General features: G+C 39.3%; 19 protein-coding genes. 10 read left to right on the top strand and 9 right to left on the bottom strand.

Annotated elements, in window-relative coordinates:
* The first annotated feature begins 9 nt into the window (after window positions 1-9).
* Window positions 10-906: a 3-hydroxyacyl-CoA dehydrogenase gene (locus tag AC00Y6_RS07635; protein ID WP_474490029.1), complete on the top strand. Its 897-nt coding sequence runs from the start codon at window positions 10-12 to the stop codon at window positions 904-906.
* Window positions 907-987: 81 nt separating this feature from the next.
* Here the strand turns inward: AC00Y6_RS07635 and AC00Y6_RS07630 are convergent, their stop codons facing one another.
* Both AC00Y6_RS07630 and AC00Y6_RS07625 read right to left on the bottom strand, forming a co-directional pair.
* Window positions 988-3,900 carry a M16 family metallopeptidase gene (locus AC00Y6_RS07630; protein ID WP_474490028.1) on the bottom strand — a complete coding sequence of 971 codons (2,913 nt, stop codon included), beginning with the start codon at window positions 3,898-3,900 and terminating at the stop codon, window positions 988-990.
* A gap of 67 nt (window positions 3,901-3,967) precedes the next feature.
* Entirely contained in the window at window positions 3,968-5,002 is a 1,035-nt protein-coding gene (locus AC00Y6_RS07625) for an acyl-CoA reductase (RefSeq protein WP_474490027.1), read from the bottom strand.
* Between the two features lie 50 nt (window positions 5,003-5,052).
* Between AC00Y6_RS07625 and AC00Y6_RS07620 the strand changes: the two genes are divergently transcribed.
* The 7 genes from AC00Y6_RS07620 to AC00Y6_RS07590 all read left to right on the top strand — a co-directional run bounded on the left by AC00Y6_RS07620 (window position 5,053) and on the right by AC00Y6_RS07590 (window position 13,191).
* Window positions 5,053-5,403, top strand: coding sequence for a 4Fe-4S dicluster domain-containing protein (locus AC00Y6_RS07620; RefSeq protein ID WP_474490026.1), 351 nt, complete (start codon window positions 5,053-5,055; stop codon window positions 5,401-5,403).
* A 47-nt stretch (window positions 5,404-5,450) separates the two neighbouring features.
* A complete protein-coding gene (serC, locus tag AC00Y6_RS07615) occupies window positions 5,451-6,506 on the top strand; it encodes a 3-phosphoserine/phosphohydroxythreonine transaminase (RefSeq protein WP_474490025.1) in 1,056 nt (351 codons plus the stop codon).
* Between the two features lie 156 nt (window positions 6,507-6,662).
* The gene (locus AC00Y6_RS07610; protein ID WP_474490024.1) at window positions 6,663-7,619 is read left to right on the top strand and encodes a D-2-hydroxyacid dehydrogenase; all 957 of its coding nucleotides are present in this window, start codon (window positions 6,663-6,665) and stop codon (window positions 7,617-7,619) included.
* Between the two features lie 6 nt (window positions 7,620-7,625).
* Window positions 7,626-8,867 carry a DUF1015 domain-containing protein gene (locus AC00Y6_RS07605; RefSeq protein ID WP_474490023.1) on the top strand — a complete coding sequence of 414 codons (1,242 nt, stop codon included), beginning with the start codon at window positions 7,626-7,628 and terminating at the stop codon, window positions 8,865-8,867.
* 129 nt (window positions 8,868-8,996) lie between these two features.
* Window positions 8,997-11,195: an ATP-binding protein gene (locus AC00Y6_RS07600; RefSeq protein WP_474490022.1), complete on the top strand. Its 2,199-nt coding sequence runs from the start codon at window positions 8,997-8,999 to the stop codon at window positions 11,193-11,195.
* On the top strand, window positions 11,176-11,712 hold the full coding sequence (locus tag AC00Y6_RS07595) for a biliverdin-producing heme oxygenase (protein ID WP_474490021.1): 537 nt from the start codon (window positions 11,176-11,178) through the stop codon (window positions 11,710-11,712). Before AC00Y6_RS07600 ends, AC00Y6_RS07595 begins: the two co-directional genes overlap by 20 nt.
* Window positions 11,713-11,847: 135 nt before the next feature.
* On the top strand, window positions 11,848-13,191 hold the full coding sequence (locus tag AC00Y6_RS07590) for an alpha-amylase family glycosyl hydrolase (protein WP_474490020.1): 1,344 nt from the start codon (window positions 11,848-11,850) through the stop codon (window positions 13,189-13,191).
* Window positions 13,192-13,413: 222 nt separating this feature from the next.
* Here the strand turns inward: AC00Y6_RS07590 and AC00Y6_RS07585 are convergent, their stop codons facing one another.
* The 6 genes from AC00Y6_RS07585 to AC00Y6_RS07560 form a co-directional block, all read right to left on the bottom strand.
* Window positions 13,414-14,064: an NAD(P)-dependent oxidoreductase gene (locus AC00Y6_RS07585; RefSeq protein ID WP_474490019.1), complete on the bottom strand. Its 651-nt coding sequence runs from the start codon at window positions 14,062-14,064 to the stop codon at window positions 13,414-13,416.
* A gap of 51 nt (window positions 14,065-14,115) precedes the next feature.
* Complete coding sequence (locus AC00Y6_RS07580) at window positions 14,116-14,526, bottom strand: Rrf2 family transcriptional regulator (RefSeq protein ID WP_474490018.1); 411 nt, start codon at window positions 14,524-14,526, stop codon at window positions 14,116-14,118.
* Between the two features lie 86 nt (window positions 14,527-14,612).
* Complete coding sequence (locus tag AC00Y6_RS07575) at window positions 14,613-16,082, bottom strand: serine hydrolase (RefSeq protein ID WP_474490017.1); 1,470 nt, start codon at window positions 16,080-16,082, stop codon at window positions 14,613-14,615.
* A gap of 86 nt (window positions 16,083-16,168) precedes the next feature.
* Window positions 16,169-16,753, bottom strand: coding sequence for a helix-turn-helix domain-containing protein (locus AC00Y6_RS07570; RefSeq protein WP_474490016.1), 585 nt, complete (start codon window positions 16,751-16,753; stop codon window positions 16,169-16,171).
* Between the two features lie 131 nt (window positions 16,754-16,884).
* Window positions 16,885-17,250: a hypothetical protein gene (locus AC00Y6_RS07565; protein WP_474490015.1), complete on the bottom strand. Its 366-nt coding sequence runs from the start codon at window positions 17,248-17,250 to the stop codon at window positions 16,885-16,887.
* Window positions 17,251-17,276: 26 nt separating this feature from the next.
* Window positions 17,277-18,419, bottom strand: a complete 1,143-nt coding sequence (locus AC00Y6_RS07560) for an acyl-CoA dehydrogenase family protein (protein WP_474490014.1) — start codon at window positions 18,417-18,419, stop codon at window positions 17,277-17,279.
* Between the two features lie 149 nt (window positions 18,420-18,568).
* On the opposite strand from AC00Y6_RS07560, the gene AC00Y6_RS07555 reads away from it, so the two are divergent.
* On the top strand, window positions 18,569-20,338 hold the full coding sequence (locus AC00Y6_RS07555) for an AMP-dependent synthetase/ligase (protein ID WP_474490013.1): 1,770 nt from the start codon (window positions 18,569-18,571) through the stop codon (window positions 20,336-20,338).
* 107 nt (window positions 20,339-20,445) lie between these two features.
* On the top strand, window positions 20,446-22,206 hold the full coding sequence (locus AC00Y6_RS07550; protein WP_474490012.1) for an AMP-dependent synthetase/ligase: 1,761 nt from the start codon (window positions 20,446-20,448) through the stop codon (window positions 22,204-22,206).
* 120 nt (window positions 22,207-22,326) lie between these two features.
* Here AC00Y6_RS07550 and AC00Y6_RS07545 read toward each other — a convergent pair whose 3' ends face one another.
* Window positions 22,327-24,516, bottom strand: coding sequence for a TonB-dependent receptor plug domain-containing protein (locus AC00Y6_RS07545; protein ID WP_474490116.1), 2,190 nt, complete (start codon window positions 24,514-24,516; stop codon window positions 22,327-22,329).
* Window positions 24,517-24,991 lie beyond the last annotated feature (475 nt).

Below are 24,991 nucleotides of genomic sequence, written 5' to 3'. Positions count from 1 at the left end.
ATCAATACAATGAATTTTAATAATATAACCGTCGCTGGTAGTGGCGTATTGGGATACCAAATTGCTTTTCAAACCGCATTTCATGGTTTTAATGTTACTGTTTACGACATCAGCAATGAGGTTTTGGAAAAAGCCAAAGCCAAATTTGATATTCTGGCAGAGGCTTACAGGCAAGACCTCAAAGCTACTGATGAGCAGCTGCAAGCGACAAAAGCCAAGCTGCATTATAACACCAACTTGGCTGAAGCGGTAAAAGATGCGGATCTTGTGATAGAAGCCGTTCCGGAAAATCCTCAAATTAAAATCGGTTTTTATGAACAACTGGCAAAAGTTGCCCCCGAGAAAACAATTTTTGCAACCAACTCATCTACCATGCTACCCAGCCAGTTTGCGGATGTTACGGGGCGACCGGCTCAGTTCTTGGCACTCCATTTCGCCAACGAAATCTGGAAACACAATACTGCCGAGATTATGGGTCACCCAGGAACAAACCCCGAAGTATTTGACAGCGTGGTGGCGTTTGCAAAAGCAATCGGGATGGTGGCTTTACCTTTGCACAAAGAGCAACCTGGCTATATTGTCAATTCATTGTTGGTTCCCCTATTAAGTGCTGCCACCAATCTTTTGGTAAATGAAGTTGCCGATGTGCGAACCATAGATAAAACCTGGATGGTAGCCACAGGAGCACCGCTAGGACCTTTTGGTATTTTGGATGTTGTGGGAATTACAACTGCTTATAACATCAACAAAATGGCAGCTGATGCCACCAAAGATTCACTAAAAATCAAAACTGTTGAATACCTGAAAGAAAATTTTATCGACAAAAATAAACTGGGCGTGGCTACAGGGGAAGGTTTTTATAAATATCCGAATCCAGCTTTTCAGGATAAGGATTTCCTGAAATAATTTTGCTTAAATCAAATAGCTTATAACAAAAAAGGGTGAAACTTTAAAGTTTCACCCTTTTCTTATCTGAAAATTACAGCATTAGTACCCGAAAATATCTTCCAGGCTTAGCTCTGTAAAAGTTCCCATCTTGCTTACCGAATCCATATTCAGGTTTTCTTTTTTCCCGATAATGGCGGTGTTGTACTTCAACGGTTTTACATCAGAATTGTAAAAACTGGTCAACTGTGGCAATGTCAAAGTCTGGATCTCTGCATACACATCTTTTCTTACATCGTGATCAAGACCTAATTTTTTAAGTGCCATCTGGTTGTAAAAAATATTGGTTCTGTTGATCCTGTTAGATGCAATCTGTTTAAGCGCAGAACCTTTTGCATTTTCAAACTGAGCCGGAATCTGAGGAAAATCTGCCATCAGATCACTCATTGCCGCTACTGCCAAAGGCAATTTGTTGGCCTGAGTCCCAATATAGTTGGTGACATAATTCGGGTGGTTTTTCTCTGTAGCGTTGGCATAGGAAACATAAGCCGAATAAGCCAAAGACTTACTTTCGCGGATCTCCTGAAAAACGATGGAAGACAATCCACGTCCAAAATATTCATTAAAAACACTAGCTTTACCAAAGTTAGCAACATTCACATCGTCAGCTTTGGCAACCTTAGACATTTCCATCTGCACCATATCGTAATTGGTAAAATACACTTTGCCTTCCGTAGCCGGTTCTGCATATTCCTTAGCTTTTGCGGGCTGAAGTTTTGTATTCACGATGTAAGGTTTAACTGCTTTTTCCAATCCTTTCTGATCTTCTCCGTAAAGGAAAACTTCGTATGGATATTGGTTCAGTGTTTTGATTTTTGACATCAGTTGATTCACATCAATGTTTTTCAAACGGTCTTTGGAAATCACATCAGTCAATCGAGAATCTTTTCCATATTTGGCATAATTGGAAAGTGCCGCCATAATTCGGTTTTTGTCTTTCTTGGCCACTTCCCTGGATTCCAAAATTGTTTTTACCGTCTGGTCATAGATGGCTTTGTCGGCTTTCACATTATTGATCCAATGGTTCATTAGCTCCACACCTTTTGACATGTTGCTTTCCAGACCGCTAAGGGAGATAATCATCTGATCATTGGATGTACGGAAACTGTTGGAAATCCCTAACTTGAAAAATTCTTCCTTCAGCTGCTCCGGCGTGTATTTATCGGTACCCAAATATTGCAAAACGGTAACGCCCAGTGCCAGCTCTTTATCATTATCTGTCCCGAATGGGAAAATATAATTTACCTGTGCTACTTCGTTATATTTATTTTTAACAAAGCTTACCGTTTTGTCCTTAATTTTAGACGTATTGATAGCTTTTTTGAAATCGATAAACTGAGGTTTGATATCACCAACTTTGGTATTGATAATATCTTTCAGGAAAGGTGATTGCGCCTCTCTGTTCAGTTTAATCGGTGTAATCCCCGGGTTCTCCACACGAACCAGTTTGTCATTAACCCCTTTTTCTTTATAAACCACCACATAATTATCTTTAAAGAAATCATTGGCAAATTTCACCACATCGGCTTTGGTAATGGCTTCGTATTGGTTGATCTCATCCAGCTCCTGTTCCCAGGTTCTGTCACCAATATAGGTAGAATACAGCGTGGTAGCCAGCCCGTCTGCCGTTTCCCAACGTTTCATCCTCTGAACTTTCAAATCGTTCACGATGGCACCCAGCATCCAATCCGGGAATTGCCCTTTTTTAACCAGATCAATCTGCTCCAGCAACAGTTTTTTGGCGTCGTCAAAGCTTTGCCCTTCTTTTGGAACAACACTCAATACAAATGCACCATAAGCCTTGTATGGCGACTCGTAAGCACCTGCGCCCAAGGTTTTTTGTTTTTGATTGATGTTAAGGTCAATTAATCCGGCATCACCGCTGTTGCTCAATATCTCTGCTACCACATCTGCCAGCCTGGCTTCCTGCGTCCCGTTGGAATCTGTTCTCCAGGCCATTGTCATCCTCGGTGTAGACGGACTTTTTACCGTTCTGGAAACAATGCTCGTCATCGGCTCTTCGGTCACCATTTTTTTCTTTGGCAATTCTTTGTATTGGAACGAACCAAAATATTGATCTACCAGTTTGATGGTTTTGTCATAATCCAAATCGCCCACCAAAACTACGGCCATATTATTAGGCACATAATAGGTATCAAAATATTTGTGAATAGCTTCCATAGACGGGCTTTTCAAATGTTCGGATGTCCCGATGGTGGTCTGTTGGCCGTTCGGATGTTTTGGGAACAAGGCTTCCATCATCGCATAATTAACTAATCTTCCGTCATTATCCTGAGCACGGTTGTATTCTTCGTAAACCGCTTCCAACTCTGTATGGAATAACCTGAGAACCAGTTCCGAAAAACGTTCGTGTTCTACTTTCAGCCATTTTTCCAACTCGTTGGATGGGATATTGTTTTTGTAAACGGTTTCATCCAGCCAGGTATGGGCATTGGTTCCCGTAGCACCAAGGGAAGAGATCGCCTTGTCATACTCGTTGGCAATTGCATATTTTGAAGCTTCCTGGGATACTTCGTCAATTTTTTTATACAATGCTTTTTTCTTGGCAGGGTCTTTTTCTGCTTTGTGTTGCTCGTAAAGGTCGGAGATCTGCTTTAGCAAGGCTTTTTCTTTCTCCCAATCCTGAGTCCCCAGATGTGAAGTCCCTTTGAAAACCATATGTTCCAGATAATGCGCCAAACCTGTATTATCGCTTGGGTCATTATTAGAACCCGTTCTTACCGGAATGTAAGTCTGGATTCTGGGTGCATCGTCATTTTTGGCGAGATATACCTTTAATCCGTTTTTGAGGGTATAAAGCCTAACGCCGGATTGGTCGTTTTTTACAGTTTCGTAGGAGTAACCCTGTTGGTCTTTGTTGGTTTGTGTTTCAAATTTCTGTGCCATTGCATTCATCATAAATAGAAGTGAAATCGAAATGAGAATTTTCTTCATATTAATCTTTTATTTTTTTATAAGTGTTAACCTTATTATTTGTCCTTATTATGACTGATTTGTTACATTAGATGACACTCAAAAAAACCATCGTATCCACATTATCGGCATATGTGTCCAAAGACGGATTCTGGGCTTCGCCAAAACCAATGGATTCCAGCCCCAGTTCCGAATGGGCAACAACAGCCTGGATGTCATTTTTATTGTCGTCCAAAAACCTCTTAACCTCATCCAAATTTTTATACCTGGAAAAATTAATCACGGACAAAGGACTGAACAGCTTATCATCTTCCTTAAGCATTACAAAATTATTATCCCAGAACAAATCCTGGTTCAGAAGGTAAACCGCCCTGTTATAATCATAATTATTAGCATATTTATTATGATTGATAATATCCTGGTAGGGGACAAAATTTTCAAATAACCTGTCCAGTTTAAAATCTTCGGGAATAAAAATCCGTGTGACGTTTCTGCAGCCTAAGCCAAAATAACGGAAAATATCATCCGCCAGGAGTTTCAGTTCTTCATCGGTCTCGTTACCTTTCAATACTGCAACTGATGTTCTGTTTTTTCGGATAATATTGAGGCTATTTTTGAAATAATATTCCAAGTACCTTGCTGTATTATTGCTTCCGGTAGCAATCACTGCGTCGTAATTTTCCAGTTTTTCTACGATATGATATTCAACTTCCTGATTAGAAAAATCTTTCCATAATTGCAGTAAAAATGGCAAAACCAAGCGGTCCTTGGATGACAGCTTTATAACAGGGATATGATTGCTCAATATGACAGAAATCACGTCATGCAATCCAACCAATGGGATGTTACCGGCAAGAATCAGCCCTACCCTTTTTGGCGTGTTAGAAAGTTGATACTTTGTCAACCATTTTTCGATATTTTCCTGTGTAAAAAGACCCGACCATTGTGCCAAATTATAGCGTTGATTCTCTATTGTAAACCAAGGATTCTCAAGTTCGGACCGTCTGATAACCGCTGCCAGTTTTCCCTCATTGTCATTATAATCTTTCGCCTCTTTTTGCAGGAATCCACTTATAAATTCACCCAATTTTACAAGTCCCAAAATTTTATTTTCGTTCAGCATAGCTGGCTTTTTTTTTGTAATTTTGCACAAAAATATAAATAATAATAGCAATGGCTATCAAGATAACAGACGAATGTATAAATTGTGGCGCATGTGAACCAGAATGCCCCAACAATGCGATCTATGAAGGCGCAGTAGACTGGAAAGCCTCGGAAGGTACCACATTGAAAGGCCACGTGGTATTGTCATCTGGGTTATCTATAGATGCAGATGCTCCGCAGGAGCCGGTAGAAGATGATTATTACTTCATCGTTACCGATAAATGTACCGAATGTAAAGGCTTTCATGAGGAGCCACAATGTGCGGCGGTATGCCCAGTAGATTGCTGTATACCTGACGAAGACCATGTAGAGTCCGAAGATCAGCTGCTTGCCAAAAAAGCGTTCTTACACAACGAGTAATTTCACCAAATCACCAAAATCAACTATTACCCAATATTAATATTCCCATGAAAAAACATAATTTTAGCGCAGGCCCGAGTATTCTTCCTCAGGAAGTGTTTCAAAAAGCAGCAGAAGCCATTTTGGATTTTAATGGTATGGGACTTTCCCTTCTGGAGATTTCCCACAGAAGTAAAGAATTTGTAGCTGTGATGGACGAAGCGCGCGCTATCGTAAAAAGACTGATGAATCTTGGTGACGATTACGAGGTTCTTTACCTTCAAGGCGGTGCAAGCCTCCAGTTCCTGATGGTTCCGATGAACCTACTTACCGAAAACGGCAAAGCAGCCTACCTTGATACCGGCACATGGGCAGCAGGCGCCATCAAAGAAGCTAAAAAAATAGGGAATGTAGATGTGGTGGCGTCTTCCAAGGATGCCAACTATACATTCATCCCAAAATTTTATACCGTAGGATCGGAATATGATTATTTCCACTGTACCTCCAACAACACCATTTTTGGAACTCAAATCAAAAAATTCCCGGAAGTAGATACTCTTCTAGCTTGCGATATGTCATCCGACATCTTCAGCAGACAGTTGGATTTTTCTAAATTTGACTTAATCTATGCCGGTGCCCAAAAAAACATGGGTCCTGCAGGAACCACGCTTGTAGTTGTGAAAAAAGATATCCTTGGCAAAACAGGAAGAAACATCCCGACTTACTTGGATTATGCCGTGCATATTGCCAAAGAATCAATGGCTAATACGCCGCCGGTCTTTGCAGTTTATACCTCCTACCTTACACTTAAACATCTTGAAGAAAGCGGTGGAATTGCGGCGGCTGAAGAGAAAAACAATGCCAAAGCCAAATTGCTGTATGATGAGATCGACAGAAACCCAAATTTCCAGGGTGTGGCAGCTGTTGAAGACCGTTCTTTTATGAATGTGACCTTTACACTCACCGATGAGTCCAAAAAAGAAGCCTTTGACCAAGCTTGGAAAGCGGCAGGAATCAGCGGACTAAACGGCCACCGAAGTGTTGGCGGGTACAGAGCCAGCATCTATAACGCCATGCCGATAGAGAGCGTGCAAGTTTTGGTGGATGTGATGAAAAGCATATAGAACCCAAAAACATATTAAAAAACGCCTTCAATACCCTTGAAGGCGTTTTTTGTTAAACTAATGTTAATTAATAGAAAATTTGTATCTTAGCAAACCTTGAAAAACAGCTCAAACGGATCAGGGAAACTCAATAACAAAAGGATTTTTGAATTAAACATGATTGTATTAGCCAATGATGGAATGTCCCAAAACGGGATCCGCCTCCTGAAAGATGCAAATATTACGGTTCTGGAAGCCCGGGTTTCTGCTGAACACCTTGGTAAGTTCATCAATGATAATCTGGTGGATGTGCTCCTGGTGAGAAGCGCTACACAAGTCACCAAAAAACTCATAGACGAGTGCCCTAACCTCAAAATCATCGGGCGAGGTGGCATTGGTATGGATAATATTGATGTAGAATATGCCATCGATAAAGGACTGTACATTATCAATACACCAAAAGCCTCTTGCAAATCTGTTGCAGAACTGGTTTTTGCACACTTTTTTTCTTTAGCCAGATTCTTACACGAAAGCAACAGACTAATGCCTCTAGAAGGTGATACCAAATTTGAAACCCTCAAGAAAAGTTTTCAGGATGCTGCAGAACTCTCCGGGAAAACGTTGGGCGTTATAGGTATGGGAAATATTGGAAAAGAAGTCATCAAAATCGCTATTTCTTTGGGAATGAAAATATTAGCCTATAACAGAACCCCCAAAACCGAAACGGTGGAGATTAGTTTTTTCGATGGTCAGTCTTTGAATTTTGAAATTAAATCTGTAAATTTATATGAAGTTTTAAAAAATGCAGATTTTATTTCTATCAATACCGGTAAAACCGATGGTTACCTTATAGACTACAAAGAACTGGAAATGATGAAAGAAGGTGTTTTTATCGCCAATACAGCCCGCGGCGGTGTAATCAACGAGGTGGCACTTATAGATGCGATAGAGCATGGCAAAGTAGCCGGTGCGGCACTGGATGTTTTTGAAAAAGAACCAAAACCCGAATTAGAAATCCTTATGAACCCTGCCCTTTCGCTTTCTCCTCATGTTGGTGGCAATACAAAAGATGCCCAAAATAGGATCAGCGAAAAATTGGCGCAGCAAATAATCAATATAAAAGCTCAATTATAATAATATATGCCAGTATTTAAACCATTCAAAGGAATCAGACCTAATCCTGATTTTATAGATGTTTTCCCGACTTATTCTCTGGATAATTTTACGCAGGAAGAGATCAATAAAAAAGCACAACAGGATCATTCTTATATCCAGATGATAAAGCCTGCTGTTGTAAGCAAGTCCAAAGATGTTGACAGAAATTTGAGAAAAATACGGTCTAATTTTGAGGAATTGCTGGATGAGAAAAAACTAACACAGGATGATTCTTCATACTACCTTTATGAGCAGACAATGCCCGATAAAACCTCATTCCGGGGACTGTTGGGGCTTGTAAGCGTAGACGATTTTTGGGACGGTAAAATCAAAAAACATGAATCTACCATTACAGAGCGCCGTATGAAGATGGCGCATTATCTAGAAAAAGTCAATGTGCAGGCAGAGCCGGTTTTGCTGACTTATCATTCCAACTCCAAGGTAGAATTATTGATGAACCATGAGCAAAAAAATGTGCCCATCATTAATTATACTGATGACAAAGGCGTGCGCCATAAAATTTGGAGGATTGATAACCGTCTGAAACTTCAGCAGTTTAAAGAAGTTTTGGATCCTATTGATTCTTTTTATATTGCAGATGGACATCACAGGATTGGCTCTGTTGCAGAGTACGCCAAAAAACAACGTGATAAATATAAACGGTCTCACGGTACCGAGCATTACAACTTTGTGTATAGCTTTATCGTATCCAACCAGTCTATAAAAATCAATGATTATAACCGCCTACTCCAAGATCTCAACGGTTTATCAGAAGAGGACTTTATTGAAAGGCTGAAAGAGGATTTCCAAATTCACGAAAAAGGTGAAGCACCTTATTTTCCTTCGCAAAAGTTTCACATCAGCATGTATCTTAATGGTAAATTCTACAGTTTACACGTTAAACACAACATTAGAGAGGAAAATAAAGACGGTAATGACCTAGATCATCATCTGGTAGATCAGTACATTTTTGAAAACATACTGGGGATAGAAAATGCAAAACATACCGATAAAATCACCTATCTAAAGGGAACATCTGACATCAACGGCATTATTGAACTTAAAGAAAAGGTAGATAGTGGAGAATATAAAGTAGGCTTTGGGATCTACCCCATCAGTTTTACAGATCTGCTTAAAATATCAGATAAGGAGATTAAGATGCCTCCTAAATGTACATTAATAGAACCTAAACTGATTACCGCTCTGGTAATGTATGACATGAAATAACTATTAAGCGGCTTTCCAGCCGCTTTTTTGTTCTTATTGAATTTTAAAAAAAAATGATGATAATTAATATTAATGCTTACATTTACTTTCTAAAAACACAGACGATATATTAAAACTAATAATAAGATTATGTATCCAAAAGAATATATCAATTGTGATCAAGAACCTATTCACATTTGTGGAGAAGTTCAGGAATATGGCTTCCTTATTGGTACTCAGGATTCCAAAATTACATTTTACAGTCAAAACACATTACAACTTTTTCCCCTTGATACAATTTTAGGTATAGATATTCACGCATTTTTTGAGCAGCTAGGCATTGATATCAATTGGGATAATTATTCCAATAGTTCAGAACTTGCTATCCAGCATATTACTTATAATAATGAGGAATATACATTAAGCATACACAGCAACCAAGGGTTTACATTTTTCGAGATTGAGAAAGTGTTTCCGGCTCATAAAATAAACAAAGAATATTTTGCCATCCAGAATATCCTGAGAAATATGAATGACAAGGAGATCTGGAAGCTTCTGCTGAAAGAAATCCAAGACATCATCGGTTTTGACCGCGTGATGATTTACCAGTTCCTTTATGACGGCAGCGGACAAGTTGTGGATGAGCTGGTAAAACCGCATCTGGATAGCTACCTTGACCTGCATTACCCCGAATCTGACATTCCTGCTCAGGCAAGAGCTTTGTATCTTAAAAACCCGGTGAGGATTACCTCGCATGTCTCAGGAACTACATCGCCAATTGTTGGGATCATACCCAGAGAGCAGATTGACCTCAGTTATAGCGTTACGAGGTCATCATCCCCGGTACATCGGGAGTATCTCAAAAATGCCCATGTAGAATCCAGCTTCAGTACATCAATCATTGTAAACGGTGAGCTCTGGGGCTTGGTGGCTTGCCAAAACTCTACGCCCAAGCATTTGGACCTTCAATCTAGGCTTCTCGCAGAAACACTTACCCGGGCTTCTGCCAATGCTTATGCATCTTACACATCTTTGCAAACGCTGAGAGAATATCAGAGGATTAACCTCAGTAATATCTCCTTACGGCAAAACCTGCTGAGCGAAGAAGACTTTGGAAAATCTTTGAAAAAGAACATCAAAGATATCAAAGAAAGTTGCGATGCGGACGGCATGATTATCAAAATCAATAATGAAATCCTAACCTCCGGAAAAGTACCGAGTGACCTTGACATCGAAAAGATTATCGATTGGAGCAAGCAGCACAACGCCGATTTTGAGGAAAACACATTTGTCTCCAATTCTTTTTGCCAAACCATCGATCTGGAGCTGAATCATCCCGAAAAAAGCTGCGGCATTATCATCAGCATATTGGGAAACAACACTTCGGACATGCTGATATGGCTGCGGAAAGAGCAGGGTCAAAAAATTAAATGGGCCGGAAAACCGGAAAAATCATCGGTATCCGAAATTAAAAACGGTGTCGAAATTATAAAATTCTCGCCAAGAAAATCCTTTGAAGTTTGGAAAGAATATGTCAAAGGCACTTCTATGCCGTGGAAGATTAAAGAAATTGAATCTGCCAAATGGATCACTTCTGTTATCCTGAAGGCATCACATACCAAGTCTTCCCAGATACTTGACCTAAACAACCAGTTGAAAGAACTTAACCAGGAGTTGGATTCTTTCTCGCACAGCATTTCGCACGATCTCAGCACACCTCTGACAGTCATCAAACTGAATGCGCAGCTTGCCAAAAGGCTACCAGATCCCGAGAAAGTACAAACTACGCTGGACAACATTATCACTCAGGTAGATACGATGAGCGAAATGATTCGCAATGTGTTGGAACTCAGCAGAATCAAAAAATCTGAAATTGAGCTGAAAAATATCGAAGTAGATGCTCTCATAGGCACACTTGCAGAGGATTCCAAAATCAGTTTTAATTCTCCCCAAACCGAAATTATCATAGAAAATACGCCTGATGTGATGGGCGATAAAACAATGGTTTACCAGGTTTTTGTGAATGTGATTGGCAATGCTGTTAAGTATTCTTCCAAGTCTAAAAAACCGAGGGTAAAGATTGTGGGCAAAGTCTATGATGACGCGGTTACCTACAGTATTACAGACAACGGGATTGGCATAGATCAGAAAGAATCGGGGAAAATGTTCAAGATTTTTAGCCGGATGAATAATGCCAAAGAATTCAAAGGGAATGGTGTGGGACTTAGTATTGTACATCATCTGATGGAGAAAATGGGAGGCCAAATCAGTTACGAAAGCGAAAGTGGAAAAGGCACCACCTTTATTTTAAAATTCCAGAAACCCAATTATGATTTCAGTATTTCTTAAAGAACAAACCAAACAACAGCACGACGAAACCGAAGCCAAATTACAGTCGCAAAAAATCTTTGACAAATCCTATACGCTGGATGACTATAAAAAACTTTTAACTCATAACTATCAGCTCATCAGCAGATATGAACCTCAGATTGGGGAAAAACTAAAGAAGTTCCCTGGCCTTAAACTGGATCTAAGACGTAAAAGCGATGCACTGCAAAAAGACCTTAATAATCTCGGGATTAACCCAGAATATGAATCCCCAACAAACAATCTTGAGAATCAAGCAGAGGCTTTTGGAGCGCTGTATGTGATAGAAGGTTCTACACTTGGCGGGAATGTGATTGCCAAACAGCTTAAGAAAAACCCGGCGTTTGCAGATATTGATTTCACTTACTTTGGCATTTATGGCGAAAATACGGGAACACTTTGGCAGGAGTTTAAGCAAATCCTGGATGACTCTATTCCCGAAGATCAATTTCAGGATTGTGTTAACGGGGCAAAAAAGGCTTATCAACTATTGTCGTGACAGCGAATTGCTGATTCAGAATAGCTTTTCTTTTATTAAAATATTAACAGGCCCGGATTTTTCGGGCTTTTTTATTTTCAGTACATTTACAGAACAGACAGTCCAATTTCACATTAATTCTTAAGATAATTTAGAATGAAAAAACTGATGCTTTTGCCCGCCCTTGCGGTGCTGTTATTATCCTGTAAAACCAAGAACATCGCTATGGAACAACCACAAGAATGGAAACATACCACCAATATCTATGAAGTAAACGTAAGGCAATATACACCGGAAGGTACTTTTAACGCTTTTGAAAAAGAATTGCCAAGACTCAAAAAAATGGGCGTGAAAACCCTATGGTTTATGCCCATCACTCCCATTGCTCAACTTAACAAAAAGGGCAGCCTGGGAAGCCCTTACGCCGCATCAGATTACACCAGCATCAATCCAGAGTTTGGTACGCTGGACACGTTCAAACATCTCGTAAACGAAGCCCACAAAATGGGTTTTAAGGTGATTATCGATTGGGTAGCCAACCATACAGGCTGGGATCATGTGTGGACAAAATCCCATCCCGACTGGTATCTGAAAGATCCTGATGGCAGTTTTCACAAAGCCAGTGGCATGGATGATATTATTGAACTCGATTATTCTAACAAAGACATGAGGCTAGCGATGATAGATGCCATGAAATATTGGGTTAAAGAAACCAATATTGATGGTTTCCGCTGTGATCTTGCCAGCTGGGTAGAAGTTGATTTTTGGCAACAGGCGCGGCCGGAAGTGGAGAAACTAAAACCGCTTTTTTTCCTAGGTGAGTTTGACGAACTTGAAAACCCCGAATACGGAAAAGTGTTTGATGCCAGCTATAGCTGGAAGTGGATGCACCTTTCCAAGGATTTTTATCAAAAACATCTTCCGCTTTCTGACCTCAAAAACCTGCTGGAGCAATATTCTAAGATTGGCGATAACTCAATGCGTGCGTGGTTTACGAGCAACCATGACGAAAACTCCTGGAACGGCACCGAATATGAAAAATATGGTGATTTCGCGCCGGCGTTGGCGGTTTTTTCCGCAACGTGGAATGGCGTGCCTCTACTCTACTCCGGCCAGGAACTTCCTGTAAAAGCCAAACGCCTGGAGTTTTTTGAGAAAGACCCCATCCCGTGGACAGGAAAATACGCGCTAGAAGATTTTTATAAAACACTCCTCAACCTGAAATCTGATAATCCTGCTTTGCGAGGTGGCGATCCTGCGGTTACAACCTACTGGATCAATACTTCTGCCAATGACAAGGTATTGGCTTACCTTAGAAAAAATGGCGATAGCGAAGTTTTGGTATTGATCAACACCAGCAAGGATCCGCTCAATTTTAAATTGGAAGATGAGAAAGCATTGGGAAGTTTCAGTGATGTTTTTACGGGTAAAAAATCAGAACTAATCAAGGGTTCCGATGTTCACCTGGGATCTTTTGGATATCTTGTTTACCAGAAATAGTTTTTAGACTTTTAGAGAATAGACGAAAAGATGATAGACATTTAAATTACAAAAAAACCTTTCAGTTTGGCTGAAAGGTTTTCTTTTTTCCAATAATTTAAACGTCATATTTGACAATTGAATTGCAAGCAGCCCGACTTGAGTGGAGCTCTTTTTTTGCGTTGGCAATAGTGTTGGCAAAAAAAGCGGGAACGGAAGGCGGATTAAGCTGCCCAAAAAATATTAATAAGCTGCTGTAAAACGTTGTTTCACAAATTTGTTTTGTTCCAACTCGTCTACCAATGCCACCGCAACATCTTCTACAGATAAAATGCTTCTGCCATTGGCATCAAAAACCGGATTATCTAATGATGTTCTGTATTTTCCAGTTCTGGTTCCGGCATTGTGAGGATTCATTTCAATGGCTGGTGAGAAGAATGTCCAGTCAAGCGTTTTGTTATTTTTGATTTCATTCAGATAATCCCTAGCAGCCAAAGCCCCGGGTTTAAAATCTGCAGGAAAATCTGGAGAATCTACCAGCTGATGCCCGTCTACGAAAAGACTGCCTGCACCACCCACGGTTATAAACCTTTTAACTCCGGATTCTTCCACCGCTTTTTCTATATCCCTGGATCCTTTAAGAAAATCATTATACAGATTTGGATTTGTCCATCCTGCATTGAAGGTACTGATTACTGCATCATCACCTTTCAGCAGGCTGGCCAACTGCTCTACATTGTTGACGTCTGCATCCACTGGATTAACGTGATCTGCTTTCTCCACCTTTGAACTGTTCCTTGCAATGGCATCTACCTCATAACCCCTGCTGGCTAATTCTTTCACTACCTGTTTGCCCACAAATCCTGTGGCGCCTATTACTGCTACTTTTTTCATAATAATTGTTTTAATTGTAATATGTATTGTTACATTTATATTTAAATTTTTTTAATTGAATTGCTTTACAAAATTCGATAATGTTTGTTGGCTCAGAAAATCAATGACAAGCTGGTCTGTTTGGGTAAAAAGCACATCCAAATTTTTATTAATGTCTTTTCCCACTGCGCATTTGGGATTGGGGTTTTGATTCATCTTGCCAAGAACTTCCGTGTTTTTGACCACTTGATAGATATCTCCAATTTTGATCTCTCGGACATCTTTTGCAATTCTTGTGCCTCCTTCTTTCCCTTGGCGGCTCTCTGCCAAACCAAATTTTTTCAGATGGCTAAGTTCCTTCCTTACAACAACTGGGTTGACATTCAGGCTGCCGGCAATCCAATCAGATGTCAGCCAATCTTCTGGCGACTTGGCCAAAAGTGTCATAATATGGATAGCGGTTGCAAATCTTGTATTATTCATTACAAGTGCAAAGTTAAGTTATTTTTTTTAATTGTAACAAAATTTATTACATTTAATAAATATTTATAATCTGATTGGATTATTTACTACTCTTTTGTTTCAATACCGATGATTTTTTCGCCTTTATCCCCAAGATATTTTTTGATAAGCGGACTATAAATTTTATATCCATCATCCACATTTGTGAAAATAATTAGGCCTTGTTTAGTTTTGGGCAAAATAAAAACAATAGTGTTGACTCCTTTATCAGCACCACCATGCGACAAAGCTATTTGGCCATTTCCTAAATCATAAATTTCAAAACCAAGACCAAAATATTTATTCTTTTTGGTTTCAACCTGTTTGGTTGTCATCGCTTCAAAAACTTCTGGAGAAAGCAATTCATTACCCATAACAGCCGTTAAGAATTTCCCATAATCTTCTACAGTAGTTGTCAAATCATCCGCTGCATTAGGCGTCTTATTCTTTACAATATCATAAGGTTTTCCGTTATTATCAAAACCAATAACAATTCTGCCAGCATCTTTTTTCTCATTCCAAATGTAACTGGTGTCATTCATGCACAAAGGTTGAAAAATAAATTCCCTAGCCAGTTTTTCCAGATCTTTACCAAATTTTTTCTCGATGGCTTTTCTCAGATATTCAAAACCTTCGCCGGAATATTGATATTTTGTTCCGGGTTCAAATTCAAAATTGAGTTTGTTGTCTTTATTCATCCAACGCCAATTGGGGAAACCTGTTTGATGGCTTAATATCAATCTTGTTGTCAGCTTTTTGTGACGAAAATCTTTCGCAATATCTGGGTCTATCCAATATTTATCAAGCGGTTCATCAAGATTCAATTTCCCAAGACTTACCAAACGTAAAACTGTCATTGCAGTAACTGGTTTCGTTAAAGATGCAACATTGAAAAGACTGTTGTAAGCCGCCGAAGTTTTCTCATCAAGCTTCCCGTAAACATTTATTTTTGTCAATTTTCCATTTTCAATCAAACCCAATCCCAAAGTCGGAATATTATTGTCTTTCAACAATTGCTCAATGCTGTTATCCTTTTCGTCTAGCTTAGCATCGCCGTGGTCATAACTCAAAATATCACTCATCATCCAGTTCCCGTCTTTCTTCGTCCAAACGGTTGTGAATTTTGCCTGACCGCCTAAAGCGTCCTGCTTTCCTTTTTCACGAATATAAAACCGATGTTCACCGGATTGTATGGCACCATACAATTCGCCATTATTGTACAAAGGAAAACCCTCTAAACTGTTTTCAATGACTTTCCTTATTGGTTTTTGATTTGGGTTTCCGCAGATGTTTTGTCTCGTCCTTTCCAAGAATAATTTCTTATCCTGGAAACCACCGTTATCATGATAGAATTTCAGGTTATCATCAACCTTTTTCTCAAGATAAGTCATATCACAGTTATTAAACCCTCGCTCAAAAAAAATACTATCCTGCTTTTTCAGTTCGAGAAACAAAGGCGAATTTTTATCAATCTGAGCTTTCAGATTTCCAATAGAAAGGAATAGGAAAAGGAAGATAATTCCGAATTGTTTTGTCATTGTCTTATTTTTGACAAAGGTTCAGAATTAATTGATTTCAATTCAAAAATTTAGCCCGACAATAACCTGACAAATTACTGACAGGATTATAAAACACTGAAATTCAATTTATAATAGAGGCTTTGTTTTTTATCTAATTGATAAGCGTTTCTAAGAATGATGTAAATATCAACCAAAATCAAAGCAACAATTGTTATCATTACAGACTCTTTTCCGAGCTTTAAAATAACAACTAACATAAAAATAACTGGAGCAATAACGGCTAGAATGATTTGAAGCGAAATGATTTGTTTAACCAATTGAGATTTTTGTTTTGAAATCAACATAATCAATAAAGGCGGTAGAAAATTGGCAATCGGAAACCAACATAACGGAAGCGAAGAAAGATTGATGATTTTAATTAAAGTAAGGTTTTCAACAGGGATATTTTCTCTTATCGGAAGTTCTGAAACCACAGAATTTTCTGCAATCGGTTCTTCTGTTGGAATAACTGTAGCCAATAAATCATTTTCAGAAACATCAAGACTCGAAGCTAAAGTTTTCAAAGTATAACCTTTCGGCTCCGTTCCAGCTTCGATACGTTGAATTGTTCTTACGGAAAGTCCCGACTTTTCAGCCAATTCTTCCTGAGTAAGATTTTGTTTTTCCCTGATTTTCTTTAATTCAGACATCTGATTATAAATGATGAGCGATAAATGATCATTGATTTTAGAAACAAATTTACAGATTCCGAAGTTTTAATTCTTAGTCCAATAAAAAAAACCTTTCAAAAATGAAAGGTTTTATACTTATTTAAAAGTCATTATTTCATACTCAAAACTTTGTCGACAACGTAGACTGTATTTCCGCGCCAAGGCAAAGTCCCGTGATATTCTTTGTAATGCAAATCGAAATATTTTCCGCTGTTCATTTCGAGCTGTTTGAAAACTTCTTCATTCTCGATAGAAAATTCAAATTGGTTGCTACCGATTGGTGCGCCTGGTTTTGCTGCCCCAAAGCCCTCCTGAATCAGCTTGCCCTCATAAGTCTTGAAAACATTGCCCTTGTTCACTGCATAATTGAGGTAGCCGGATTTAACACCTTCCCCAAAGACAAAGTAATATTTCCACCAAACAAACACGCCCAGAAAAAGTAAAATAACCGCCAGCGAAATCCAAAGATATTTCATAATTTAAATGTTTTGACCAAAGTTAACTATTTTTTTGAAATAGCCCTTGAAATCACAATTTTCTGGATCTCGGACGTGCCTTCATAGATTTGGGTGATTTTGGCATCACGCATCATCCTTTCCACATGATATTCTTTTACATAACCATAACCACCGTGGATCTGCACAGCTTCCACAGTGGTGTCCATCGCCACCTGAGAGGCATACAATTTCGCCATAGCACCACTTTCCGATATATCTTTGCCTTCGTCTTTTTCTGCGGCAGCTTTGTAGATGAGCATTCTTGCAGCCATAATCTGGGTATGCATATCGGCTAATTTAAAAGCAATTGCCTGATGGTTAATAATCTCGGTACCGAAGGATTTTCTTTCCTTGGCATATTTAAGGGACAATTCGTAGGCACCCGCCGCAATGCCCAATGCTTGTGACGCAATACCAATCCTGCCGCCATTCAGCACAGCCATGGCAAAATTAAACCCAAAACCATCTTCGCCAATCCGGTTTTCTTTGGGAACTTTAACATCCGTAAACATCAGCGAGTGTGTATCGCTACCACGGATGCCCAGTTTATCTTCTTTTTTTCCAACTGCAAAACCTCCCCAACTTCTTTCTACTATAAAAGCATTGATTCCTTTATGTTTTTTTTCAGGATGCGTTTGTGCTATCACCACATAATAAGTAGCGTTACCTCCATTGGTAATCCAGTTTTTGGTCCCATTTAGTAAATAATAATCACCTTTGTCTTCGGCTGTAGTTTTTTGAGAAGTGGCATCGGATCCCGCTTCCGGCTCAGAAAGGGCAAAAGCACCAATTACTTCACCGCTAGCCAATGGTTTTAGATATTTCATCTTCTGCTCCTCATTACAGAACTTCTCCAATCCGGCACAAACCAGTGAATTGTTAACCGACATCACCACAGCCGCCGATGCGTCTATCTTGGCAATCTCTTCCATTGCCAAAACATAAGAAATACTGTCGAGACCTGCACCGCCATATTTTGGATCTACCATCATCCCCAAAAATCCCATCTCGCCCATTTTTTTTACGGCCTCATAAGGAAATTTTTGCTCATTGTCTCTTTCTATCACGCCATCCAAAAGTTCAGCATGGGCAAAGTCACGGGCTGCCTGCTGTATCATCTGCTGCTCCTCGGTTAAATTGAAATCCATATCTTTTTTTGTTTATTTTAATGTGTCGTAAAATTAAACTTTTTGGTAAAAAATCAAATAGGTTTCGAAGTTTTTGTTATTTCGGGAAAAAAAATTATATTTACGATAATGTAAATTAAATTTTAATCAAATATTAATAAGGATATTTTATGAACGTTAAAAGAACATTTGACTTTTTTGCTCTGGCCATTGAGAAATTTCCGAAGGATGACTGTCTGGCAACTAAAAAGAGCGGAAGCTGGATCAAAACTTCGACGCTGGAGCTGATTAACCAGGGTGATAAAATATCCCGCGGACTTTTAAAGCTCGGCATTAAGCCGGGTGATAAAATAGGCCTTATCTCCACCAATAATAGGACAGAATGGGCTGTTATGGATCTTGGAATATCGCAGATTGGTGTGGTAACTGTCCCGGTTTATCCAACCATTTCAGAAGAGGATTATATCTACATTTTCAATAATTCTGAAATCAAATATTGTTTTGTTTCGGATGCAGAGTTGTATAAAAAGCTGACCAATGCTAAGGCAAAAATCCCTTCTTTAGTTGGTGTTTTTACGTTTGATGACATTGACGGCGCTCCCAACTGGAATGAGATCCTGGATCTGGGTGAGAATGAATCTACTCAAATAGAAGTGGATGACCTCGCAAGATCAATCAATCCTGAAGATGTGGCAACAATCATCTATACATCGGGAACTACCGGAAGGCCAAAAGGCGTTCAGCTAACACACAACAATCTAGTTTCTAATGTTTTGGCAAGTACACCAAGAATCCCAAAAGAACGAGGATTGGATTACAAAGAAACGAGGGCACTCAGCTTCTTACCAATTTGTCACGTTTTTGAGAGGATGATTTTTTACCTTTATATTAATAATGGCGTATCGATCTATTTTGCAGAAAGCATCGAGAAAATTGGTGACAATGTAAAGGAAGTTAAGCCACATTATATGACCGTGGTTCCAAGACTGGTAGAGAAAGTGTACGACTCTATCTACAACAAGGGAACTGCAGCCGGCGGGCTAAAATCCAAAATCTTTCTATGGTCCCTTGGCATTGCCGAAAAATATAAAATTGGTGAAACAAAATCCTTTTCACACAGGATTGCCGATAAACTGGTTTTCAAAAAATGGAGGGAAGGCCTTGGAGGTAACCTGATTACTTTGGTTTCTGGTTCTGCGGCATTATCTAAGCGGTTGAACACTATGTTCCATGCAGCCGGCATACCTATTTTGGAAGGTTATGGTTTGACGGAAACATCACCGGTGATTTCGGTTAACAGTTTTGGTAAAATTAAAATTGGTTCTGTGGGCATTCCATTGGATAACGTCACGGTAAAAATAGAATCTGACGGTGAGATTGTTGTAAAAGGCCCATCAGTATTTGAAGGCTATTACGGAGACGAGGAAAAAACCAAAGAAGCTTTTACCGAAGACGGCTATTTCCGAACGGGCGACATTGGCCATTTGGATGATGATAATTTCCTTTTTATAACGGACAGGAAGAAGGAAATGTTCAAGACATCCGGCGGAAAATTCGTAGCGCCTCAGGTGATTGAGAACCTTGCAAAATCCTCTAAGTTTATAGAACAGATTATGGTAGTTGGTGACGGCGAAAAGATGCCTTGTGCACTTGTACAACCGGACTTTGCCTTTGCCAAAAGCTGGGCAGACCTACATCATGTAAAAGTTACAGAGTCGCCAAAAGAAATTGCTGCCAACCCGGCCATCAAATCCAGAATCGAAAAAGAAATCGAGAAAGTAAATGCCGGGCTGGGGAAATGGGAACAGATAAAAAAAATTGAACTGACGCCCAAGGTTTGGACTATTGATGACGGTCTTTTGACGCCTACGCTCAAACTCAAACGAAAAGCAATAAAAGAAGCATTTCAGGACTTGTATGACAACATGTACCGAAACTAAGACAAAGCTATCCTCTGGATAGCTTTTTTTATGCAATTATTAACATTCCGAACGTGCATAATTAATTATATTTGCGCTGAACGAGAGTTTACAAAAATTTAACATCAATGGAAGTAAAAAGGATTTTCGATATTCCTTACTATTCGAGAGAACATTTCGATAAAAATGATTATATCTGTGATAAGAGAAACGGGAAATGGGAGAAAGTATCTACAGATAATTACATCAAAATTACCAATCAGTTATCTAGGGCATTATTAAAATACGGGCTTAAAAAAGGCGATAAAATAGGCTTAATCTCATCCAACAACCGTGCAGAATGGTGCTTTTTTGACCAGGCGGCTTTGCAGGTTGGGATAATTACTGTTCCTATTTACCCTTCTATCTCAAAAGAAGACTGTATCTACAATTTAGAAAATTCTGACTCAAAAATTTGTATTGTTTCTGACGAAAAGCTATTCAGTAAAATTAATTCAATCAAAAATGAATTGTCCGTTTTGCAGGAGATTTTCACCTTTGATGATGTAGAAAATGCAAAAAGCTGGAAAGAACTTTTCAACCTTGGCGAAGATGCAGGAAATCAGGACGAAGTTGACCAGATAAAAGCAGAAATATCAGAAGATGATCTTGCATCAATCATCTATACATCGGGGACTACAGGCAGGCCAAAAGGTGTGATGCTGACTCACAAAAATATCGTTTCTGATGTTTTGGGCTGTGAAGACCGGGTTCCTTATAAAAATTCCAAAAACAGAGGGCTCAGCTTTTTGCCACTTTGCCACGTTTATGAGAGAATGGTGCTTTACCTTTTCATGACCAATGGTATTTCTATGTATTTTGCAGAAAGCAACGAAAAACTGAGCGAAAACCTGAAGGAAGTAAAACCTCAGTACATGACCGTAGTGCCAAGAATGATAGAAAAAGTGTACGATGCCATCTATAAACGCGGGACAGAAGCGGGTGGTATCAAATCAAAAATATTCCTTTGGTCTTTAAAGGTTGCGGAAAAGTATAAAATTGGAGACTCAAAATCGCTATCGCACATCATTGCAGAAAAGCTCGTTTTCAGCAAGTGGCGGGATGGCCTTGGCGGTAATATCATCACTTTGGTTTCCGGTTCTGCAGCATTATCAAAGCGGCTGAATACCATGTTCCATGCAGCGGGAATCCCGATCCTGGAAGGTTATGGCTTGACGGAGACTTCTCCTGTGATTGCCGTAAATAGTTTTGGTTTTACCAAAATAGGTTCCGTAGGCAGACCTATTAAAAACATCGATGTGAAAATCCAGCAGGATGGCGAGATCACGGTGAAAGGTCCAACTGTAACGCAAGGCTACTATAAAGACGAAGAAAAAACCAAAGAAGCGTTTACCGAAGACGGCTATTTCAAAACCGGTGATATTGGGAATCTTGATGAGGATAATTTCCTCTTTATCACAGATCGAAAAAAGGAAATGTTCAAAACTTCCGGAGGGAAATATGTTGCACCTCAGGTGATCGAAAACTTAGCGAAAGCATCAAAATTCATTGAACAAATCATGGTAGTGGGCGAAGGTGAAAAAATGCCGGCAGCACTTGTACAGCCTGACTTTGAATTTGTAAAATCCTGGGCCGATAAAAACAACATCAACATTGGAACCACCAATCAGGAAATAGCGGCATCCAAAGAATTGAAAATCGAAATAGAAAAAGAGCTTGCCGGTATCAATGAGCATTTGGGAAAATGGGAACAGGTGAAAACCATAGAGCTGACGCCAGAAATCTGGTCGGAAGATAATGGACTGCTGACACCTACACTCAAGCTGAAAAGAAAAGCTGTAAAAGAATACTATAAAGACCTATACGAGAAGCTTTACGGGAGAGCTTAGAAAAAAAGTCACAAATAATATTTGTGACTTTTTTTATATCCCGTTTTTTAGAAAATTATTTTACGACTATTCATATAATTTTTTCTTCACTATCTTTTTATAGTGAAAACATCAATCGTGTTAAAGTTTAAACCCTAATGTGACATTGAAAAACCGCCCTGTCAACCTTACCGGAACCGGATAATAGATATGTGGCGTAGAATTGACATCGCTAACCCATTGGTTGGCAATTGTATTATTGATATTAAATGCATTGAAAATCTGTACACCCAAAGTCAATTCCTTGAAGTTTCTCCAGAATGTTCCACTGGCCCTGTTATCCTTCTGGTCAATAAAAACTTTAGTCAGCCCAATATCTACCCGTTTGTAAGCAGGCAATGTTTTCTGGTAACGGTAAGCAGCCAGGTAGTCCGCTAATCCGTTGGCATCAAATAACACGGGCGTTCCTGTTGGCAATCCACTGCCGTAAGTCAAGGTCAAATTAACCCGCATGCTTGGGAATTTCGGCATGTAATCCTGATAAAACATAGTAAACCTAAAACGCTGATCTGTTGGTCTTGGGATATAGCCCATCCCTTCTATATTCTGATAGACGCGGGCATAGCTCGCAGAGATCCAGGAATCCACGCCGGGAACAAATTGGCCAAACAAACGGGCATCGATACCGTAAGCATAGCCTTCTGCATTATTTTTTCCAGAATAACGTGTCCTCACATTATCTACATAATATGGGATCAAGTTTTCCATTTTTTTGTAATAAGCCTCAGTGGTGAGCTTAAATGGTTTGCGCTGGGAATCTCCAATCTGAAATTCGTAATCATTGGCAATGATAATCTGATAAGACTTTTGCGCCTTGATATCAGGATTAAAGGCACCCGTCAGATCCTTAATTTCTTTGTAGAATGGTGCCTGGTAATATACACCACCTGCAATACGGAAAAGCATGTCCATGTCCCAGTTTGGCTTGATGGCAATTTGCGCTCTAGGGCTGAAAAGTGTTTGCTTATTGTAACTCCAGTTCTGTACCCTGGCTCCGCCATTGACAAAAATACGGTTATCGCCCCAATAGAATTTTTTCGAAAACTGGGCATAAGCTGATATTCTTGTAGGTGTAATATTGTTTTGCCCGGCAATATAATAATTGAGATTAAGCGAAGACGTATCCAACTGTCCCGGGATCACAAAATCCCTTGGATTGCTGTAACCAATAGAATCTACAAACTGCCATTCATTTGTAAAATCCTTGATGGTTTCCCTTTCAAACTTGACACCTACTTCTATGTCGGTATTAACATCCGGGGAAAATTTAGTGCGGAGCTGCGAGCCAACCACCCTTACTAATAAATCATTCCTGGCATGATCAATCTGTCCGCCGGCATCGTAACCTGCTGTAGGATTGCCATCTTCATCAAAAGCTTCGAGAATATAACCCGAAGCGATGGAATAATATTCTCTTTCCCTGTTTTGATAAGCAAAATTGTCCAGCGTCAATTGCCATTTTTTGTTCGGTTTGAAGTTGACACTTACCGTTCCCATCATATTTTTGTACTGGTCATCCTCCTGGCCATTGTAAAAAACTGTCAGACGAAGTGGTTGCAAAAGGGAACCAAAATCCACTTCTTTCTTTTTAGGAACCATCTCGTAATCGTTCTTGGCCAAATATCCGAGGAATGACAAAGACCATTTATCATTAAATTGATAATTAAGGTGTGACTGAAGGTCAAAATATCTTGGATTAAAATCGGTATCCTCATTCAATGTGTTAAGAACAAGATTGGTGTTTCTATAACGCCCGGAGATAAGTCCCGTGAACTTTTTATCTTTAGAAGCAAATCCCGTGGACAAACGCCCGCCAATCAAACTAGCCTCACCCGAAAGTTCAAATTTCTCCGGCTGGCGGTAATAGATATTAAGGGCAGAAGACATTTTGTCGCCATAACGTGGTTCAAAACCTCCCGCAGAAAAATTAATTGTGGAAACCATATCGGGATTAATTATACTCATCCCTTCCTGCAAAGAGTTGCGCACCAGAAATGGCCTATAAAGCTCTATATCATTGATATAAATTAAATTTTCATCATAACTGCCACCGCGCACCATGTATTGTGAACTGAGTTCTGCATTGGAATTAACCGACGGCAGACTCTTTAGCAATGTTTCTACACCACCACCAAGCGACGCCACAGCCTGCGCTTCTTTTGGGGAAATCTCTACGGATGTAATATCATTGGTTTTGAATTTTGCCCTCTTCTGGAAAACCACCTCTTTGATCTCATTTTCTTTAACTGTCGGTAAAAAAAGTACATTCACAGATTGTGATTTTGGGCTGGTTTTGATGACTTTTGAGAAACCTTTGTAGTTCTCTTTTTGCACTTTCAGCTCCTGCTCCACATCAGCCAATGGGATTTTAATAAAACCATTTTTATCGGTTTGATAAGTTTGGCTGTTATAAGTCACCTCTGCTTGGGAAACCGGTTTCCCGTCTTCGTCCAAGACTTTTAGATTAATTTGAGAAAAAGCCGCAACCGGCAAAAGAAGAAGAAATAAAAGAATATAGTTTTTCAATGTTGTATTTTTTTTTCGACGTTGATTATAAAATAGCTTGGTAAGCAAAAATAACAATTAATCTAAAGAACGGAAGAATAAAGTAATTCTTGTGTAGAAAATCATTTTGTTTACCCACTATTTTTCAAATAAAAGATAGTTTTCAAGAAAAAAGTCCGGCAAAACCTAGTCATGGTCGGAAGATTTTTTCTTCCGATTTTTTTTGTTTTTTTTAGAAAAA

This window comes from Epilithonimonas sp., assembly GCF_056329745.1.
The sequence above is the reverse complement of the archived record's forward strand: the minus strand, read 5'-3'. Positions and strand labels throughout refer to the sequence as shown.

What these genes read in the sequence shown, in the direction of transcription:
- AC00Y6_RS07620 (WP_474490026.1), top strand. Translation starts at nt 5,053, where the DNA reads ATGGCTATCAAGATAACAGACGAATGTATAAATTGTGGCGCATGTGAA.
- AC00Y6_RS07575 (WP_474490017.1), bottom strand. Translation starts at nt 16,082, where the DNA reads ATGACAAAACAATTCGGAATTATCTTCCTTTTCCTATTCCTTTCTATT.
- AC00Y6_RS07630 (WP_474490028.1), bottom strand. Translation starts at nt 3,900, where the DNA reads ATGAAGAAAATTCTCATTTCGATTTCACTTCTATTTATGATGAATGCA.
- AC00Y6_RS07625 (WP_474490027.1), bottom strand. Translation starts at nt 5,002, where the DNA reads ATGCTGAACGAAAATAAAATTTTGGGACTTGTAAAATTGGGTGAATTT.
- AC00Y6_RS07555 (WP_474490013.1), top strand. Translation starts at nt 18,569, where the DNA reads ATGAACGTTAAAAGAACATTTGACTTTTTTGCTCTGGCCATTGAGAAA.
- AC00Y6_RS07595 (WP_474490021.1), top strand. Translation starts at nt 11,176, where the DNA reads ATGATTTCAGTATTTCTTAAAGAACAAACCAAACAACAGCACGACGAA.
- AC00Y6_RS07600 (WP_474490022.1), top strand. Translation starts at nt 8,997, where the DNA reads ATGTATCCAAAAGAATATATCAATTGTGATCAAGAACCTATTCACATT.
- AC00Y6_RS07610 (WP_474490024.1), top strand. Translation starts at nt 6,663, where the DNA reads ATGATTGTATTAGCCAATGATGGAATGTCCCAAAACGGGATCCGCCTC.
- AC00Y6_RS07585 (WP_474490019.1), bottom strand. Translation starts at nt 14,064, where the DNA reads ATGAAAAAAGTAGCAGTAATAGGCGCCACAGGATTTGTGGGCAAACAG.
- serC (WP_474490025.1), top strand. Translation starts at nt 5,451, where the DNA reads ATGAAAAAACATAATTTTAGCGCAGGCCCGAGTATTCTTCCTCAGGAA.
- AC00Y6_RS07550 (WP_474490012.1), top strand. Translation starts at nt 20,446, where the DNA reads ATGGAAGTAAAAAGGATTTTCGATATTCCTTACTATTCGAGAGAACAT.
- AC00Y6_RS07605 (WP_474490023.1), top strand. Translation starts at nt 7,626, where the DNA reads ATGCCAGTATTTAAACCATTCAAAGGAATCAGACCTAATCCTGATTTT.
- AC00Y6_RS07580 (WP_474490018.1), bottom strand. Translation starts at nt 14,526, where the DNA reads ATGAATAATACAAGATTTGCAACCGCTATCCATATTATGACACTTTTG.
- AC00Y6_RS07635 (WP_474490029.1), top strand. Translation starts at nt 10, where the DNA reads ATGAATTTTAATAATATAACCGTCGCTGGTAGTGGCGTATTGGGATAC.
- AC00Y6_RS07560 (WP_474490014.1), bottom strand. Translation starts at nt 18,419, where the DNA reads ATGGATTTCAATTTAACCGAGGAGCAGCAGATGATACAGCAGGCAGCC.
- AC00Y6_RS07565 (WP_474490015.1), bottom strand. Translation starts at nt 17,250, where the DNA reads ATGAAATATCTTTGGATTTCGCTGGCGGTTATTTTACTTTTTCTGGGC.
- AC00Y6_RS07590 (WP_474490020.1), top strand. Translation starts at nt 11,848, where the DNA reads ATGAAAAAACTGATGCTTTTGCCCGCCCTTGCGGTGCTGTTATTATCC.
- AC00Y6_RS07570 (WP_474490016.1), bottom strand. Translation starts at nt 16,753, where the DNA reads ATGTCTGAATTAAAGAAAATCAGGGAAAAACAAAATCTTACTCAGGAA.